Origin of the sequence: Oceanimonas aquatica (assembly GCF_030732065.1) — a bacterium.
GTDB lineage: Bacteria > Pseudomonadota > Gammaproteobacteria > Enterobacterales > Aeromonadaceae > Oceanimonas.
On sequence record NZ_JAVBHX010000009.1, the window covers coordinates 115,428 to 130,857 of the forward strand.

The window sequence follows — 15,430 nt, forward strand, 5'->3', positions numbered from 1 at the left end:
GTTCTGCTTTCTGACTTTGGGGTTAGCTCAGGGCTTTCTCCATGGAAATATGCACTATGCCGGCATCAAGAAATTCGTCCCCGTAAGGAGTGAACCCCAGCTTCCGGTAAAAGCCGGTGGCGTATTTTTGTGCGCCCAGATACACCCGCTCCAGGCCCCGCTGGGCGGCCTCGTCCACCAGTGCCTGTACCACCTTTGCCCCCAGTCCCAGACCGCGAAACTCCTTGCGCACGGCAATGCGGCCGATATGGCCGTCGTTCAGCATGCGGCCGGTGCCTGCCCACTGGCCGTCGATGCTCAGCAACACGTGAATGGCGTCGTCGTCCAGGCCGTCGAATTCCAGCTCCGGGCTGATGTGCTGTTCCTCAATAAACACGGCGTTGCGCACGGCGCGAATGGCCGGCTGGTGTTCGTTATCAAAGGGAACGAGTTGAATGTGCATGGCTGGCTCCAACGGTTGATAAAAAGGCTCGCTCGCATCTTACCCGGGTTTGACGAGGGATGCAGGCTTTCCGCCCGGGAGGAAAGCCCGAGTATAAATGACGCGGTTCAGACGCCGTCAATCTCGGTCCGGGTCAGGGCGCGCCACTGACCCGAGGGCACATTCAGCCGAATGCCGCCAATTTGCTCCCGGTGGAGGTTGACTACCCGGTTGCCCACCGCCGCGAACATGCGCTTTACCTGATGAAAACGGCCTTCGGTAATGGTCAGCAGCGCCTCGCGGGGGCCGGACGGCACCACGCAGGCGGGATGGGTGGGCGTGGTTTCTCCCTGTAACAACAGCCCCTGGGCAAAGCGGGCCGCGGTCTGGTCCGACAGCGGATCCCGCAGGCCGACCCGGTATACCTTGGCACATTGCTGCTCGGGCCGCGTGATATTGAACGACCAGTGGCCATCGTCGGTGAGCAGCACCAGGCCGGTGGTGTCGGCGTCGAGGCGGCCGACGATGTGCAGATCGTCGCGCCGGTCGAGGTCCAGCCAGCGGAACAGCGACGGATAAACGCCGTCCACGTTCGAGCACAGAGTGCCGGCGGGCTTGTGCATCATGAAATAGCGGGAAGGGCGGGGGATCAGCCGCTGGCCGGTCAGGGTGACACAGTTGTTTTCATGTACCTGGGCCGCCTCGTTGGTGATCACCTCAGCGTTCACCCGGGCCTTGCCGGCATGAATGGCCTGCCGTGCCTCGGTACGGCTCAGCTCGGTACTTTTGCAGATGAATTTATCGAGACGCATAACTGTTGTGGCGCTGGCAAAGAGCGCCATTATCGCACAGGGGGCGGGGTAAACCGATCAGTCCGGCAACGGTGTGATTTGCAGGGCCAGCGCCCGGCACAGGGGCTGCAACTCGGGAGCGTCGATCAGGCCGGCAATAAAGCGATCGGGAATACCCGACAGCCCGCACTGCGCTCCGGCCAGGGCGCCGGTGAGCATGGCCCGGGCCTGATTCTGGCCGCCGCCGTTAATGGCGTGCAGCACCGCCGACTCAAAGTCATCGGCAAAGCGCGCCGCCAGATAATAGACAGCGGGCAGCACATGATAGCTGGCGCAGGGCATGCCATAGACCAGCGACACCTTCCAGGCCGGCTCAATGCGCACGCCGGCATCAAGCGCGGCCTGGGCCATACAGGACGGAGTGAGCAGGGCGTCTGGAGAAGCAAAGTTGCCGGCCCGGGACGGTTCGGCGCCGGTAACGGGCGGATTCAGTCCTTGGGTGGTGACCGCATGAAAGGGCAGAGCGCCCTCCTCAACCAGTTGCATCAACCGGTTTGAGATCTGGCCGTCGAGGGTGTGGCCCTGCACCAGCTGGCCGAGCACGGCGCCATAGGCCACCGTCATCGCCAGCATGCTGTCATCGGTCTGGGTGATGGCGGCATTGGTCGCTATCGTCTCCGCCAGCCGGGCGGGCTGGGTGGCGTAACGCACCGCCAGTGCCAGGGTTCGCTCAATGGCCTCGGTGGTGTCGGCGTGGCCGCCGCAGTCGTCCCAGGGCAGCTGTTGCTCCACCCGTTTGTGCCAGGCGTCCCGTATCGACTGACTGGTGTAGCCGCCTGGGCCGACCCTGGGGCTGCCGTCGATCAGTGGCAGCAGTTGTGTATCGAGCCGGTGGCAGAAGTCGGTGTGGTCATAGCCGTTGCCGTCCACCAGCGACTGCAGCAGCAGTTTGAGAATAAAAGCGGGCTGAGCGCCGTCACCGGCCTGCAGGCCCTGGTGATAGCGGCCGGGCAGGGGAGCACGATAGTCACTGATCCAGTGGCCGTGATCCCGGCGCAGGGCCCCGAGATCGTAATACCAGTGCGGGCCCACGCCCAGTGCCTCACCGATAAAGGCCCCCATCAGGGCGCCGGCGGCCCTGTCCTGCAGTGGTGTCATGGCAATGTCCTTGTGCCGGAATGAATGCTCTCACTATAGCCAGCGCCGCCGGGGTTGCCCCGCCGCAACAATGAAAAACGCGGGCCTGAGCCCGCGTTGCTGTCATGACGGCAAGCGCCTTACTTTTGCTTCTGCAATGCCGCTGCCAGAGCCGCACCCATGGCGCCTTGCGGTGCCGGCTGCTCTCGGCGGGCCGGACGCTGCTGGCGCTGGCCCTTGTTACTGTCGTTGCGGCTGCGCTCATTGCGGCGCGGCGCGCTCTTGCCCTCGGCGTGCTCGGCGGCACTCTGATCCAGGCGCATGGTCAGGGCAATGCGGTTACGTGGCAGATCCACCTCCAGCACCTTGACCCGGACGATGTCGCCGGCCTTCACCACTTCGCGCGGGTCCTGCACAAAGCGGTCGGTGAGCGCCGAGATATGCACCAGGCCGTCCTGATGCACGCCGATATCCACAAAGGCGCCGAAGTTGGTGACATTGGTCACCACCCCTTCCAGCACCATGTCGGGAATGAGATCGGCGGGCTTTTCCACCCCGTCCATAAAGCGGGCAGTCTTGAACTCGGGGCGGGGATCCCGGCCCGGTTTGTCCAGCTCCTTCAGAATGTCCTGCACCGTGGGTAGGCCGAAATGCTCGTCGGTGTAGTCTTTCGGGTTCAGGGTCTTGAGCAGGCCGGCATTGCCCAGCACCTCCTTCACCGGTTGCTGCAGTCGCTCCAGCATGCGCTTGACCACCGGGTAGGCTTCCGGGTGCACCGCCGAGGCATCCAGCGGGTTTTTGCCACCCTGAATGCGCAAAAAGCCGGCGCACTGCTCAAAGGCCTTGGGACCAAGGCGCGGCACCTTGAGCAGCTGCTTGCGATCGGCAAACACGCCCTGCTCGTTGCGCCAGGCGACAATGTTCTGGGCCAGAGTGGGGGTCAGGCCCGACACCCGGGCCAGCAGCGGCGCCGAGGCCATGTTCACGTCCACGCCCACGGCGTTCACGCAGTCTTCCACCACCGCATCCAGATTACGGGCCAGCTGGGTCTGGGACACATCGTGCTGATACTGGCCCACTCCTATGCTCTTGGGATCGATCTTCACCAGCTCCGCCAGCGGGTCCTGCAGCCGGCGGGCGATGCTGACGGCGCCACGCAATGACACATCGAGATCCGGAAACTCATGGGCGGCCAGCTCGGAGGCAGAATAGACGGAGGCGCCGGCCTCGCTCACCACCACCTTCTGCAGCTTGAGCTCCGGGCTTTGTTTCATCAGGGTTTCCACCAGCCGCTCGGTTTCCCGCGAAGCGGTGCCGTTACCGATGCTCACCAGGCTGACACTGTGTTTGCGGCACAGCGCTTCCAGGGTGCGTAGGCTCTGCTCCACCTTGTTGTGGGGCTGAAACGGATACACGGTGGCGTGTTCCAGCAGCTTGCCGGTATTGTCCACCACCACCACCTTGACCCCGGTACGAATGCCCGGATCCAGCCCCATGGTGACGCGGGCGCCGGCGGGGGCGGCCATCAGCAGATCCTGAAGGTTAAGGGCAAACACCTTGATGGCCTCTTCCTCGGCCCGCTCCCGGGCCTGGCCCAGCAGCTCGGTTTCCATCTGCAGCGACAGCTTGACCCGCCAGGTCCAGCTGAATACCCCGGCCAGCCACTTGTCGGCGGGGCGGCCTCGGTCCTGCCAGCCGGCATGGCGGGCGATAATGGTCTCGCAGGGGTGACGTTCGGCTTCGCTGTCGACCACCAGCCCCAAGGACAGCACGCCCTCGTTGCGGCCACGCAGCATGGCCAGCACCCGGTGCGACGGGGCCTTGGCAATGGCTTCCTGGTGCTCGAAGTAGTCCTTGAACTTGGCGCCGGCCTGCTCCTGACCTTCGATCACCCGGGCCTGCAGCAGGCCGTGCTGTTGCAGGTAAGTACGCACCGCTTCCAGCAGATCCGCCTGCTCGGCCAGGCGCTCCATCAGTATGTATTTGGCGCCGTCCAGGGCCGCCTTGGCATCGGTCACGCCGGCCTCGGCGTTGACGAACTGCTCGGCCAGGGTTTGCGGATCCTGGCTCGGGTCGTCAAACAGGGTGTCGGCCAGGGGAGCCAGGCCGGCTTCAATGGCAATCTGGCCCTTGGTGCGGCGCTTGGGTTTAAAAGGCAGGTAGAGATCTTCCAGCCGGGTTTTGGTGTCGGCGGCCAGCAGCTCGGCTTTCAGTTCCGGGCTCAGCTTGCCCTGCTCGTCCACGGATTTGAGGATCACCGCGCGTCTGTCTTCCAGCTCGCGCAGATAGCCCAGCCGGCTGTCGAGGTTGCGCAGCTGAGTGTCGTCCAGGCCGCCGGTCACTTCCTTGCGATAGCGGGCAATAAAGGGAACCGTGGCGCCTTCGTCGAGCAGGCCCACGGCGGCATTTACCTGCGCCTGGGCCACGCCCAGTTCCTGCGCCAGAATATGGTTGATCTTGGTCATAAGTCAGTCTTCAAACGGGGTGTAGCGAATGTGGTTGACGTACCATTCCTTAACGCCCGAGGGCGTGCGGACCTGAACTTCGTCGTCCACCTGCTTGCCGATCAGCGCCCGGGCCATGGGCGAGTCGATGGTGATGTGATTGTTTTTGGTGTCGATTTCGTCGGGGCCGACAATGCGATAGCGCACGATCTCGCCCTCTTCGTTTTCCAGCTCGACCCAGGCGCCAAAGAACACTCGGCCGTTCTGGCGCGGGTCGTGATCGATGATTTTCACCGCTTCCAGCCGCTTCATCAGGTAGCGCACACGGCGGTCGATTTCCCGCAGCCGCTTTTTGCCGTAAATGTATTCGGCGTTCTCACTGCGGTCGCCGAGGGCGGCGGCTTCCGACACCGACTGGGTCACGGCGGGGCGCTCCACCTTCCACAGGTGCTTGAGCTCGTCGTCCAGCTTGTGCCAGCCGGCGCGGGTGATCAGATTGGTTTTCATTGAACGGACTCGTGGCTCAACAATGGCGGTTATTGTGCGTCAGCGGTGAGGAAGAAGAAAGCCCCGGGCAGAGCCGGGGCTGGTGGTGTGTGCCGTGAGTCTCGGGCGATGTTTATTCCTTCTGGCTGGCTTCCTGGCTGCGCTTGCCAAAGGAAATGGCATAGGCCGGGGAGCGGGCCTGCAACACGGGGTCGTCCGAGGCTTTCACCCCGTCCGACAGCCGCAGCGGATCAAAGTTGATGGAGCGGCAGGCGGCATCGGCGTCGGTATGCACCGCCTGCAGTTGCAGGGTGCCGGCTTCAATCACCTTGTGGGTGCCATTCCAGGGCTGGCTGGGATCGGTGAGCGGGTCGCCGTCGTTGGCCAGGGTGATGTTCATGTGCCAGCGAATGTCACTGTCCTTCAGTCCGGTCTCCAGGGCCTGCAGCAGATAGTTGTCATCGAGGGATGCGGCCTGCTCCACACTCAGGTAGGCAGGCTGATCTTCGGCGGGCACAAAGGACCAGCGCACCGGTGTGGCCTGGCCTTCGGTGTTTTCCAGCATAAAGGTATGAATGCTGTTGTAGGTCAGCCGGTGATAGCCGGCGGGAATGCGGGACTGACCCGCCAGTGCCTGCCCGAGCCGTCGGGTTTCGGGAAAGGCGTTCTTGAAGGCCTGAACCTTGGCGGGATCCGGTTTGCCGGTGGCCGGGTCCGGGGTAGTGGCCAGCTGTTTTTGCAGAAAGCCTTCCGGAGTGGCGACGTCAAAGAAGGGAATGTCGAGCATGGCCATCTGGTGCAGCTGGCCGTCCGGCAGGGTAAAGCGCAGCGCCATGCCGTGCGCGTTGGGGGTGTTGTCGGCAATGTGCAGGTTGCCGCCTGCCTGAGAGAAACGACCCACTACGGTAACCGGCTCGCCCTGAAACAGCGGGCTGCGGCTCAGCTCGGCGGCCTCCGGCGTAGCCTTAAACTCGCCGCTAAAGCAGATGCCCTTGGTGTGATTGCGGCGCTCGCCCGGGTAAACGCCGAACTTGTTTTCCAGTGCCGAAACGATTTGATCGGGTGTGGCCTGCGCGTGCACATCAGCGGCCTGACCGGCTCCCAGGGTTGCCAGCGCCAGGCACACTATGGACTTCTTCATACATCTTCCTTGTTTTGATGGTTGGTCGAGGGCTGATGTGACATGCAGGGTGTAAATTAAATTTCCATAAAATGTTAATATTTTGTTTTTCTTGCCGGTATGGTGACGACGATCTCATTTCGCAGGGCTCTGTTGCGTAGCCATGAGCCCATCAGTTCTGGCACTTACTCCCAGGCTGGAAAGGGGTCGGGCAACCCTTGCCAGGCGTCAATGCCCTGCTCCATTTCCACGTCGGTCAGCAGACAGGCGTCGAGCTCGCGCACCAGCCCGGCCTGATCCAGACCCTGGCCGATAAACACCAGCTCCTGGCGGCGATCACCATAAGGTTCGGCCCAGCAGGACCGAATATGCTCGCGGCTTTCCTCATCCTCGGGCCATTCTTGCTCGGGTACCGCCTGCCAGAACAGACCGGCGCCGCCGTGGTAGGCGATGCCGCCGGCCTGGTTCCACTGACCGGCAACATCCGGGCGGCTGGCCAGCCAGAAGAAGCCCTTGGAGCGCAGCAGCCGGCCCTGGTCCTGGGGCCGGTGCAGAAAGTCGAAGAAGCGTTGGGGGTGGAAGGGGCGGCGGGCGCGATAGACGAAGCTGCCGATATCGTATTCCTCGGTTTCCGGACTGTGCTCGCCACGCAGCTCCTGCAGCCAGCCGGGCGCACTGGCGGCACGCTCGAAGTCAAAGCGGCCGGTGGCCAGTACCTTGTTCAGCGGCACCTCACCATGGCGAATGGGCAGAATTTCCGCGTGCGGGTTGAGCCGGGCGAGAATGGCGGTCAGCTCCGCCAGCTGTGTGTCGGTGACCATATCGGTCTTGCTCACCAGCAGCAGGTCGCAGAACTCCACCTGTTCGATCAGCAGGTCGGTCACGCTGCGCTCGTCCTCCTCTCCCAGGCTTTCACCCCGCTCGGCCAGGGCCTCGGCGGCCTGAAAGTCGGCCAGGAAGTTAACCGCATCCACCACGGTGACCAGGGTGTCGAGCCGGGCGGTATCGTTCAGGCGCTGACCATCTTCGCCCTCAAAGGTAAAGGTTTCGGCCACCGGCATGGGCTCGGAAATGCCGGTGGACTCGATTACCAGGCAGTCGAAACGGCCCTCGCCGGCCAGCCGGCGCACCTCCAGCAGCAGATCTTCGCGCAGGGTGCAGCAGATGCAGCCGTTGCTCATTTCCACCAGCCGATCCTCGCCCCGGTGCAGGCTCACCTGCTGCTGCACGGTGGCGGCATCAATGTTTACCTCGCTCATGTCATTGACGATCACCGCCACCCGCAGGCTCTGACGATTGTTAAGAATGTGGTTCAGCACCGTGGTCTTGCCGGCGCCGAGAAAGCCGGACAACACGGTAACGGGGAGGGGAGAATGGCTGGACATGGTGTTTGCTCCGCTTGCTTGCCATGGGTTATGATTATCTTGTTGTTATAACATAACATAATCTCTTTACTCCGTGTATCAGCAAGGAACCCTGATCATGAGCATTACCGAAGCCCCCATGTCTCACTTCACCCCCGCCAGTAAGCAGGGCAGTGGGCCCGCCGTTTTCACCCATATCTACCAGCCCGACTGCAACTTGGCGGTGTGGCAGCGGCCTCTGCCGGCCGGGGTGGGCGATTATGTGCAGCGGCTGTTGCAAGCGGGCAATCGGGTCAGCGTGCGCGAGCTGGCGCCGCCCGAGACGGTGGCGGAGATACTGGCCGGTCAGCTGCCGGATCGGCCGGGCCGCCAGGCCCTGGCCGACGACGTGCAGCAACTGGCGGAGATGTTCGCCTGCCTGTTCGATCTCAAGCGGGTGGGGTTGCGTCTGGCCAGCCTGCAAACCGCCATGTGCCCGCGTTTTCATGTGGACCGGTTGCCCTGCCGGCTGGTGAGCACCTATTCCGGACCGGGCACCCACTGGCTAACCACGCCGCAGCGGGACCAACTGCTGGCAGAAGGGGGCAAGGAGCCGGAGCAATGGCAGCAACTGGCGGTGGGCGACGTGGCGCTGATGAAGGGTGACGGCTGGCAAGGCGAGGAAGGCCGGGGCCTGTGGCATCGCTCACCGCCGGTACCCACCGGCTACCGCCGTTTGTTTTTATCGCTGGATTTTGGGGAGTGAAAATAATAATGGCGGAAGCAGGTTATGAATCCTGTACTTCCGCCATTAATTTATTCTGAATTCTGACCGTGCAGCCAGGTCAAGAGGTTGGTTTTGCTTAGCCTCTATTGCAGCCGGGCTGAGTGGTGTCAATGATTTGATCACCCTCGACTCTGAAACCAATTGAGCCAACAATAAATGCGTGGTTCAGCTGAGTGACAACTACATCGCTCAGACCAACTGCACACTTGTCAGTTTCAATAGCTTTGTCCATTGCGGTCTTAACATTAGGAATGCCAAGCGGAAAGAGAATTACCGGATAGGTATCTTCACCTTTAACCCGCTTCCCTTTGACAAATTTTGCAGCGTTGATGTTGTAGTTCTTGGTGCTGCCTACAGTCATGTCTGCAACGCGCATGGAACATGCCGAAAGAGTAAGTGCGGAGAGCGCAGCTACAATTATTGCTTTTTTCATTAGTCGCCACCTGCTATGTAATTGTTGTCGATTTTGAATGCTCATTTCAGCGACAGGTCAGTCGGATATTGTCGCTAGCCCCGAAGGGTAACAGTTTTATGTAAATCATAAAGATGGAATTCAGTGCGAGGTCATATTTCTTTCTTGCTCGGTAGTATTGGAATAGTTAGTGAGAAGTTTTTGCTCCCGGCTTATGTCTTTACATCCCTATTCACCGCCTTACAATGGCTCGCTTTGTGTCGAAAATGGAGACAAAGCCTATGCAGTGTTCTCATTGTAAGGAGCCGGGCGGTATCAGCCTGGCGGCGCGGCCGCTGTTGTGCGTGGCCACCGGTGAATACAGCGAGAAAGGGTGGTTTACATAATGACTGCCCAACGCCAACGCCGGCGGGTGGCCGCCGAGACTTATCCCCTGTTTAAACACCTCAAACATACCTTTGTCCGCGAGGCCAGTCACCTCAAGCGCGGCCACTGGACCCTTAATCACCTGCTGGACTACACCCGGCTGCGTGACGAATTTTCCGAATACCCCTGGTTGCTGCCCGAATGGCTCGACCGGCTCTCTCTCGATCTCATGGACTGGCACCATCCCGAACATCAGCCGCTGTTTGAGCACTTTCGCCATCGCGCCCTGAATGAACACGAGGATATTTACGCCCCCCGGCCGCTGTTCTGGGGCGAAACCCAGCCCAAAAAACAGTGGGCCGACGCGGCCCCGCGCATTCACGACTTCGGCATGGACTATCGCTGCAATGTGGCACTGCTGGACCATAATGCCGAAACACCCCGCATGGTGGGTAACTGGGTGCTGAGCTTTGCCGTCGAGATCCCCGAAGCGCGCCCGGCCCCGGCGCTGGAAATGACCCTGAACAGCCTGTATCTGCTGCCGGAATGGCAGGGTTATGGCGTCGGCTCGGTGGTCAACCGGGTGGTGAGCGAGCTGGTGTGCCGGGTGCTGTCGCCGCCCCTGGCCGAGGCGTTGCCCGAACAGCTGCCGGCACCACCGGCCATGCAGTTCGATGCCGATTATACCAGCCGCAACGGCCAGCGCATGGGCCGGCAAATCGCCCGCCGGCTGGCGCCCCTGGCCCGTCATCATGGCCTGCTGTATTACGACAGCAGCCGTTTCTGCAATCAGGGCAGCGCCCGCAATCTGGTGTAACCGCTCAGTTGAAGTCGACCTGAACGAAGTGCGGATTGGGCTGCACCGCCGTCATGCGGGCCAGGCTCGCCAGGGGCAGCAACCGCACTTCGTTGCCGATAAGTAGCGTCAGGCACTCTTCCTTGTCTGTATTACGGGTGGTGTTGAGGGCCATGCCGCTGACCTGTTCGCCCGAGACCAGGGTCAGGGTGACGGCATAACGGTACAGGCAGGCGATCTCGATATAGTCGTGCTGTTCGCAACTCATCATTTATGGTTCTCCTGTTTCGAGTCGTCTGCTGTTGGAATTCGTTCCTCATTCCAACCTACGCTCCCCAGTCCCCAGTCCCCAGTCCCCAGTCCCCAGTCCCCAGTCCCTGCTTTTAAGCCAGGTGATCCAGCGGCAGGGCGGTGTCGTGCTTGATGCGCCTGAGTACAAAGCTCGAGCGCACCCCGGTGACCCCGCCCAGTCGGGTCAGCTTGCCCAACAGAAACTGCTGGTAGTGCTCCATGTCGCGCACGATCACCTTGAGCTGATAGTCCGCCTCGGTGCCGGTGATGAGGTCACATTCCAACACCTCGGGAAAGCTCAGTACGGCGGCATCAAAGGCTTCAAAGCGTTCCGGCGTGTGCCGGTCGAGAGAAATATGAATATAGGCCTGCAGGGTCAGCCCCAGTTTGGCGGCGTCGAGCAGGGTGACGTGGTCGGCAATCAGGCCGGCATCTTCCAGCGCTTTTACCCGCCGCGAGCAGGGCGAAGGGGACAGGCCCACCCGCTCGGCCAGCTCCAGGTTGCTGATGCGGCCGTGGCGCTGCATCAGGTCGAGAATGCGTCTGTCGGTGCGATCCAGTTGTACCAGGTTGCTCACATTGATACTCCATAACAACAATTATTCAATTAATAGTGTATATGGGGTGAATGATTGCGAAAAGGATGATTTTAAAGGGTGACTTCGCAACCACTCACTCACGGCTTGGGGTTACTATGATTACACCTTAACGGGAACAGCAGACCGGCATCACCGGACCCTGCCGCAAGCCGGAATATCCTTTCGGGGCGTACCACAAGCGCGGCACTTTAAACAGAAGGGCAACAGCGCGAACGACACGAACCACAAGTTCGTCAAGGGCACAAAAAGCCAGCCACTCGGGGCTGGCTTTGGTGTTTTCGGGGTTCAGAGAATACGATGGCTTGCCTGCCGGCGGATCAGCACCGCCACCGACTTGGAGGTGGGGGTGTGGCTGTCGTCGCCCACGCTGTGCAGGGGCACCAGCGGGTTGGTTTCCGGGTAATAGGCAGCCACGTTGCCGGCGGGAATGTCGTAGGGCACGACGCTGAAGCCGCTTACCTTGCGTTCCACGCCATCGTGCCAGAGTGAGACCATTTCCACCTGGTCGCCTTCGCTCAGCCCGCGCCGGCGAATTTCATCCGGGTGCATAAACAGCACCATGCGCTGGCCGTATACGCCCCGGTAGCGGTCGTCCATGCCGTAGATGGTGGTGTTGTACTGATCGTGAGAGCGCAGGGTCTGCAGGGTGGACACCGCCTCGCCGTTTTGTTTCACAGGCAGTAACGCCTTGGGCAGGGCCTCGGCGGCAAAGCAGGCCTTGCCGGTGGCGGTTTGCCAGTGGTAGTCGGCGGCACTATTGCCCAGGTAAAAGCCGCCCGGCTGTTGCAGTCGCTCATTGAACTGCGCAAAGCCGGGCAGGGTGGCGGCCATGTGATCGCGAATGCGGTCGTAATTGTTGGCCAGCGCCAGCCAGTTGACCGGCTGGCTGCCGAGGGTGGCCTGAGCCATGCCGGCGATAATGGCGGTTTCCGAGCGCTGGTGCGGGCTGTTGGGTTTGCCCACGCCCTGGGAGGCATGCACCATGCTGAAGGAGTCTTCCACGGTAATAAACTGCGGCCCTTCTGCCTGCACATCGGCTTCGGTGCGGCCCAGGCAGGGCAAAATCAGCGCCTCGCGCCCGGTCATCAGGTGGCTGCGGTTGAGCTTGGTGCTGATCTGCACGGTGAGATCGCAATTGGCCAGGGCTTCGGCGGTCACCAGGGTGTCGGGGGCGGCGGCGGCAATATTGCCCCCAAGCGCGATAAACACCTTTGAGCGACCGTCCAGCATGGCCTGAATGGCGGCCACGGCGTTGTGGCCGGGCCGGCGCGGCATGGGCGAGTTAAAGTGGCTTTCAAGCCGGTCGAGAAAGGCGGCATTCGGCTGTTCGTTTATGCCCACTGTGCGGTTGCCCTGCACGTTGCTGTGGCCGCGCACCGGGCACAGGCCGGCGCCGGGCTTGCCAATCTGGCCTCGCAGCAGCTGCAGGTTCACAATTTCCCTGATGGTGGCCACCGAGTGTTTGTGCTGGGTTATCCCCATGGCCCAGGTGCAGATCACCCGTTCGGCTCTGGCATACACCTCCGCCGCCTGGCGAATCTCGGCGCGGCTCAGGCCCGATTGTTGCTCTATTTGCTGCCAGGGGGTGGCCGCCACGGCCGTCATGTAGTCGTCCAGGCCCTGGGTGTGGTCGGCAATAAAGTCTCTGTCCAGCAGGCCGGGCTCGCCCCGCTTCAGGGCCTCGGCATCCCATTCCAGCACCAGCTTGGCCATGCCCCGCACCGCCGCCATGTCGCCGCCCAGGCGTGGGCACAGGTACAGGCTGGAAATGGACGAGTCTTTGGGCGTCAGCATTTCCAGCGGGCTTTGCGGATCGGCAAAGCGCTCCAGTCCGCGTTCCTTCAGGTTGTTAAAGGTCACGATGGCGGCACCGCCGCGGGCGGCGTTGCGCAGGCTGTGCAGCATGCGCGGATGGTTGGTGCCCGGGTTCTGGCCAAAGGCAAAGATGGCATCGGCCCGCTCAAAGTCCCGCAGGGTCACGGTACCCTTGCCTACGCCAATGGCCTGAGTGAGGGCCACGCCGCTGGCCTCATGGCACAGGTTGGAGCAGTCGGGAAAGTTGTTGGTGCCAACGCTTCGGCCAAACAGCTGATAAAGATAGGCGGCCTCGTTGCTGGCCCGGCCCGAGGTATACAGCTCCAGCTGATCCGGGTGTTCCAGCCGGTTCAGGTGACGGCCGATCAGGGCAAAGGCGTCGTCCCAGGAAATGGGCTCGTAGTGATCGGTGTTCCGGTTCAGGTACATGGGCTGCTCAATGCGGCCCTGATATTCCAGAAAGTAGTCGCTCTGCTGCCGCAGCCGGCTGACGGCGTGTTGCCTGAAAAAGGCCGGGGTCACCCGGCGGCTGGTGGCTTCCCAGCTGATGGCCTTGGCGCCGTTCTCGCAAAAGGAAAAATGCTTGCCCTGCTCGTCGCCCCAGGCGCAGCCGGGGCAGTCAAACCCCTTTACCTGGTTGGCGCGCAGCAGATTGCGCAGGTTGGCGGCGGGCTTTTTGCTGCCCAGCACAAAGCGGGTGGTGGAGGCCAGGGCACCCCAGCCGCCTGCGGCGGCCTTATAGATTTTGATTTTCTTGTTCATGACACTCAGGGGTGGAAGTGGAAGCGGAGTAGACGCGCGGCCCCTGCCGGCGCGGCAGGTGCAGCAGATTCAGGCCGAGGGCCTGCGCCTGGCGCACTGCCAGGGTGGTGGGGGCGGCCAGGGTGATCAGGGTGGACTGGCCGGCACGGGCCATTTTTTGTACCAGCTCCACGCTGCAGCGGCTGGTGATCAGCACCAGTCCTGGCGCCTCGGGGCCGTGGCGGTGATGCCAGCCCAGCAGTTTGTCGAGGGCGTTGTGCCGGCCCACGTCTTCACAGGAATGATGAATGCGGCCCTGCTCGTCGGCATAAAAGGCGGCATGCAGGGCACCGCATTCCTGCCCCAGCGGCTGCCAGTAATTTAGCTGACGGCGCAACGCCTCGACGGCGGTCAGCGGCGGCAGAGTGCGGCCGGGCAGGGCGGGCAGCTCCGGCAGGGCCTGCGCCAGCGACTCAATGCCGCACAGGCCGCAGCCGGTGCGGCCCGCCAGGCTGCGCCTGTGCTCCCGCCAGCGGTAGTGGGTGCTGTTGGCCAGGCTGACCCGGGCTTCCAGGGCATCGTCCACCCGCACAAACTCGAGATCGTGCATTTCCCGGTGGTGGCGAATAATGCCTTCACTCAGCAAAAAGCCGGTGACAAATTCTTCCAGCTGGTTGGGGCTCACCATCATTACCGCGTGGCTGACACCGTCCAGCACCACGGCCAGGGGTACTTCGCTGGCCAGGGCATGACGATCACCGCGGCGGGTGGTGACGAACTGGTAATCGGGCAGAGTGTCGGGATCAAGCATGGCGGTATCCGGCTGACGGTTTGATTCCAGTGTAAAGAGCCGGGTTTGCGCTTTCTAATTGAAAGATTTGATACTGTGATAGATATAATTTATCAAAGCTCAGCTTATTGATTTCAAACTGTGATGAAAGGCACATTCTGATGGACATCAAGCAACTGCACTATTTGTGCACTCTGGCGGAGCAGCGCCACTTTGGCCGGGCGGCACAGGCCTGCTGCGTGACCCAGCCCACCCTGTCTATGCGGTTGCGCCAGCTGGAGCAGGAGCTGGGCGTGGCCCTGGTACGCCGGGGCCGGCAGTTTGAGGGCTTTACCCCGGAAGGCGAGCGGGTGCTGGCCCGGGCCCGCACCCTGCTCAGCCAGTATGACAACCTGCGGCTGGAAGTGGACGCCATGAAAGGCCAGCTCACCGGCACGGTGCGGCTGGGGCTGGTGCCGCTCAGCTGCATGGATCTGAGCCCGGTGCTGGCCGAGCTGCGCCGCCGCCATCAGGGCGTGAGCTTTGAACTTAACGACATGACCGCCGACGCCATTCTCGACGGCCTCAACCATAATGCCCTCGACATTGGCGGCGGCTTTTTCGAGCCCGAGGTGCTGGCCCGTTTCGACAGTCTGGCCTTGCCCGAGCAGGGCGTGGTGGTGGCGTTCGGGCCGGGCTGGGGTGAGCGCCTGCCGGCTCATCCGGGGCCGGCAGAGCTGGCCGGACTGCCGCTATGTCTGCCCAAAACCGGCATGTACTTTCGCCATTACCTCGATACTCAGTTCGCCCGGGAAGGGCTGGCGTTGCAGCCGGTGCTGACGTCCGACTCCGTTTACCGCCTGATGCGCTGGGTGCATGCCGGCCTGGGCTGCGCCCTGATCCCGGCGGGCAGTGTGCTGTTCAACGAGCTGCCGGGCGTCACCTGCCGACCGGTGGCCATGCCGGCCATGGCCCGGCTTGGTGCCCTGGTGATGCGTCACGATGGCCAGGCCAGTCTGCTGGCCCGGGGCTTTTTCGAGGTGGCCCGGGAGTTGTGGCGAGCCCCCTGATCCTGCGCGTGCCGGAGTTGCCTGTTCTATGCTTGAGTTTTA

Annotated in this window: 15 protein-coding genes; 3 read left to right on the top strand and 12 right to left on the bottom strand. The window is 62.2% G+C overall.

Annotation, left to right across the window (positions count from 1 at the left end; all coding sequences use genetic code 11):
- Nucleotides 1–22: 22 nt before the first annotated feature.
- The 7 genes from Q9290_RS13560 to zigA all read right to left on the bottom strand — a co-directional run bounded on the left by Q9290_RS13560 (nt 23) and on the right by zigA (nt 7,784).
- Nucleotides 23–442, bottom strand: a complete 420-nt coding sequence (locus Q9290_RS13560) for a GNAT family N-acetyltransferase (RefSeq protein WP_306080191.1) — start codon at nt 440–442, stop codon at nt 23–25.
- A gap of 107 nt (nt 443–549) precedes the next feature.
- Nucleotides 550–1,233, bottom strand: a complete 684-nt coding sequence (locus tag Q9290_RS13565) for a pseudouridine synthase (protein ID WP_306080192.1) — start codon at nt 1,231–1,233, stop codon at nt 550–552.
- 57 nt (nt 1,234–1,290) lie between these two features.
- On the bottom strand, nt 1,291–2,370 hold the full coding sequence (locus Q9290_RS13570; RefSeq protein ID WP_306080193.1) for an ADP-ribosylglycohydrolase family protein: 1,080 nt from the start codon (nt 2,368–2,370) through the stop codon (nt 1,291–1,293).
- Between the two features lie 119 nt (nt 2,371–2,489).
- On the bottom strand, nt 2,490–4,814 hold the full coding sequence (locus tag Q9290_RS13575) for a Tex family protein (protein ID WP_306080194.1): 2,325 nt from the start codon (nt 4,812–4,814) through the stop codon (nt 2,490–2,492).
- Between the two features lie 3 nt (nt 4,815–4,817).
- Nucleotides 4,818–5,300 (bottom strand): transcription elongation factor GreB, encoded by a 483-nt coding sequence (gene greB, locus Q9290_RS13580; RefSeq protein ID WP_306080195.1) that lies wholly within the window; start codon nt 5,298–5,300, stop codon nt 4,818–4,820.
- A gap of 112 nt (nt 5,301–5,412) precedes the next feature.
- Nucleotides 5,413–6,420 carry a catalase family peroxidase gene (locus Q9290_RS13585; protein ID WP_306080196.1) on the bottom strand — a complete coding sequence of 336 codons (1,008 nt, stop codon included), beginning with the start codon at nt 6,418–6,420 and terminating at the stop codon, nt 5,413–5,415.
- 164 nt (nt 6,421–6,584) lie between these two features.
- Nucleotides 6,585–7,784 (bottom strand): zinc metallochaperone GTPase ZigA, encoded by a 1,200-nt coding sequence (gene zigA, locus Q9290_RS13590; protein WP_306080197.1) that lies wholly within the window; start codon nt 7,782–7,784, stop codon nt 6,585–6,587.
- Nucleotides 7,785–7,881: 97 nt separating this feature from the next.
- On the opposite strand from zigA, the gene Q9290_RS13595 reads away from it, so the two are divergent.
- A complete protein-coding gene (locus Q9290_RS13595) occupies nt 7,882–8,508 on the top strand; it encodes a DUF1826 domain-containing protein (protein ID WP_306080198.1) in 627 nt (208 codons plus the stop codon).
- Between the two features lie 97 nt (nt 8,509–8,605).
- On the opposite strand, the gene Q9290_RS13600 is transcribed toward Q9290_RS13595, so the two are convergent.
- Nucleotides 8,606–8,962, bottom strand: coding sequence for a hypothetical protein (locus tag Q9290_RS13600; protein ID WP_306080199.1), 357 nt, complete (start codon nt 8,960–8,962; stop codon nt 8,606–8,608).
- Nucleotides 8,963–9,326: 364 nt separating this feature from the next.
- Between Q9290_RS13600 and Q9290_RS13605 the strand changes: the two genes are divergently transcribed.
- Nucleotides 9,327–10,124 (top strand): hypothetical protein, encoded by a 798-nt coding sequence (locus tag Q9290_RS13605; protein ID WP_306080200.1) that lies wholly within the window; start codon nt 9,327–9,329, stop codon nt 10,122–10,124.
- Between the two features lie 4 nt (nt 10,125–10,128).
- Here Q9290_RS13605 and Q9290_RS13610 read toward each other — a convergent pair whose 3' ends face one another.
- The 4 genes from Q9290_RS13610 to fdhD form a co-directional block, all read right to left on the bottom strand.
- Entirely contained in the window at nt 10,129–10,374 is a 246-nt protein-coding gene (locus tag Q9290_RS13610) for a Rho-binding antiterminator (protein WP_306080201.1), read from the bottom strand.
- A gap of 112 nt (nt 10,375–10,486) precedes the next feature.
- On the bottom strand, nt 10,487–10,963 hold the full coding sequence (locus Q9290_RS13615; protein WP_306080251.1) for an Lrp/AsnC family transcriptional regulator: 477 nt from the start codon (nt 10,961–10,963) through the stop codon (nt 10,487–10,489).
- Between the two features lie 315 nt (nt 10,964–11,278).
- A complete protein-coding gene (locus Q9290_RS13620) occupies nt 11,279–13,570 on the bottom strand; it encodes an FdhF/YdeP family oxidoreductase (protein WP_306080202.1) in 2,292 nt (763 codons plus the stop codon).
- Nucleotides 13,545–14,360, bottom strand: coding sequence for a formate dehydrogenase accessory sulfurtransferase FdhD (gene fdhD, locus Q9290_RS13625; RefSeq protein ID WP_306080203.1), 816 nt, complete (start codon nt 14,358–14,360; stop codon nt 13,545–13,547). Before fdhD ends, Q9290_RS13620 begins: the two co-directional genes overlap by 26 nt.
- 140 nt (nt 14,361–14,500) lie before the next feature.
- Between fdhD and Q9290_RS13630 the strand changes: the two genes are divergently transcribed.
- Complete coding sequence (locus Q9290_RS13630) at nt 14,501–15,388, top strand: LysR family transcriptional regulator (RefSeq protein ID WP_306080204.1); 888 nt, start codon at nt 14,501–14,503, stop codon at nt 15,386–15,388.
- Nucleotides 15,389–15,430 lie beyond the last annotated feature (42 nt).

Bases quoted from the DNA above. Each gene is read 5' to 3' on its own strand.
- Q9290_RS13560 (WP_306080191.1), bottom strand. From the start codon at position 442: ATGCACATTCAACTCGTTCCCTTTGATAACGAACACCAGCCGGCCATT.
- Q9290_RS13565 (WP_306080192.1), bottom strand. From the start codon at position 1,233: ATGCGTCTCGATAAATTCATCTGCAAAAGTACCGAGCTGAGCCGTACC.
- Q9290_RS13570 (WP_306080193.1), bottom strand. From the start codon at position 2,370: ATGACACCACTGCAGGACAGGGCCGCCGGCGCCCTGATGGGGGCCTTT.
- Q9290_RS13575 (WP_306080194.1), bottom strand. From the start codon at position 4,814: ATGACCAAGATCAACCATATTCTGGCGCAGGAACTGGGCGTGGCCCAG.
- greB (WP_306080195.1), bottom strand. From the start codon at position 5,300: ATGAAAACCAATCTGATCACCCGCGCCGGCTGGCACAAGCTGGACGAC.
- Q9290_RS13585 (WP_306080196.1), bottom strand. From the start codon at position 6,420: ATGAAGAAGTCCATAGTGTGCCTGGCGCTGGCAACCCTGGGAGCCGGT.
- zigA (WP_306080197.1), bottom strand. From the start codon at position 7,784: ATGTCCAGCCATTCTCCCCTCCCCGTTACCGTGTTGTCCGGCTTTCTC.
- Q9290_RS13595 (WP_306080198.1), top strand. From the start codon at position 7,882: ATGAGCATTACCGAAGCCCCCATGTCTCACTTCACCCCCGCCAGTAAG.
- Q9290_RS13600 (WP_306080199.1), bottom strand. From the start codon at position 8,962: ATGAAAAAAGCAATAATTGTAGCTGCGCTCTCCGCACTTACTCTTTCG.
- Q9290_RS13605 (WP_306080200.1), top strand. From the start codon at position 9,327: ATGACTGCCCAACGCCAACGCCGGCGGGTGGCCGCCGAGACTTATCCC.
- Q9290_RS13610 (WP_306080201.1), bottom strand. From the start codon at position 10,374: ATGATGAGTTGCGAACAGCACGACTATATCGAGATCGCCTGCCTGTAC.
- Q9290_RS13620 (WP_306080202.1), bottom strand. From the start codon at position 13,570: ATGAACAAGAAAATCAAAATCTATAAGGCCGCCGCAGGCGGCTGGGGT.
- fdhD (WP_306080203.1), bottom strand. From the start codon at position 14,360: ATGCTTGATCCCGACACTCTGCCCGATTACCAGTTCGTCACCACCCGC.
- Q9290_RS13630 (WP_306080204.1), top strand. From the start codon at position 14,501: ATGGACATCAAGCAACTGCACTATTTGTGCACTCTGGCGGAGCAGCGC.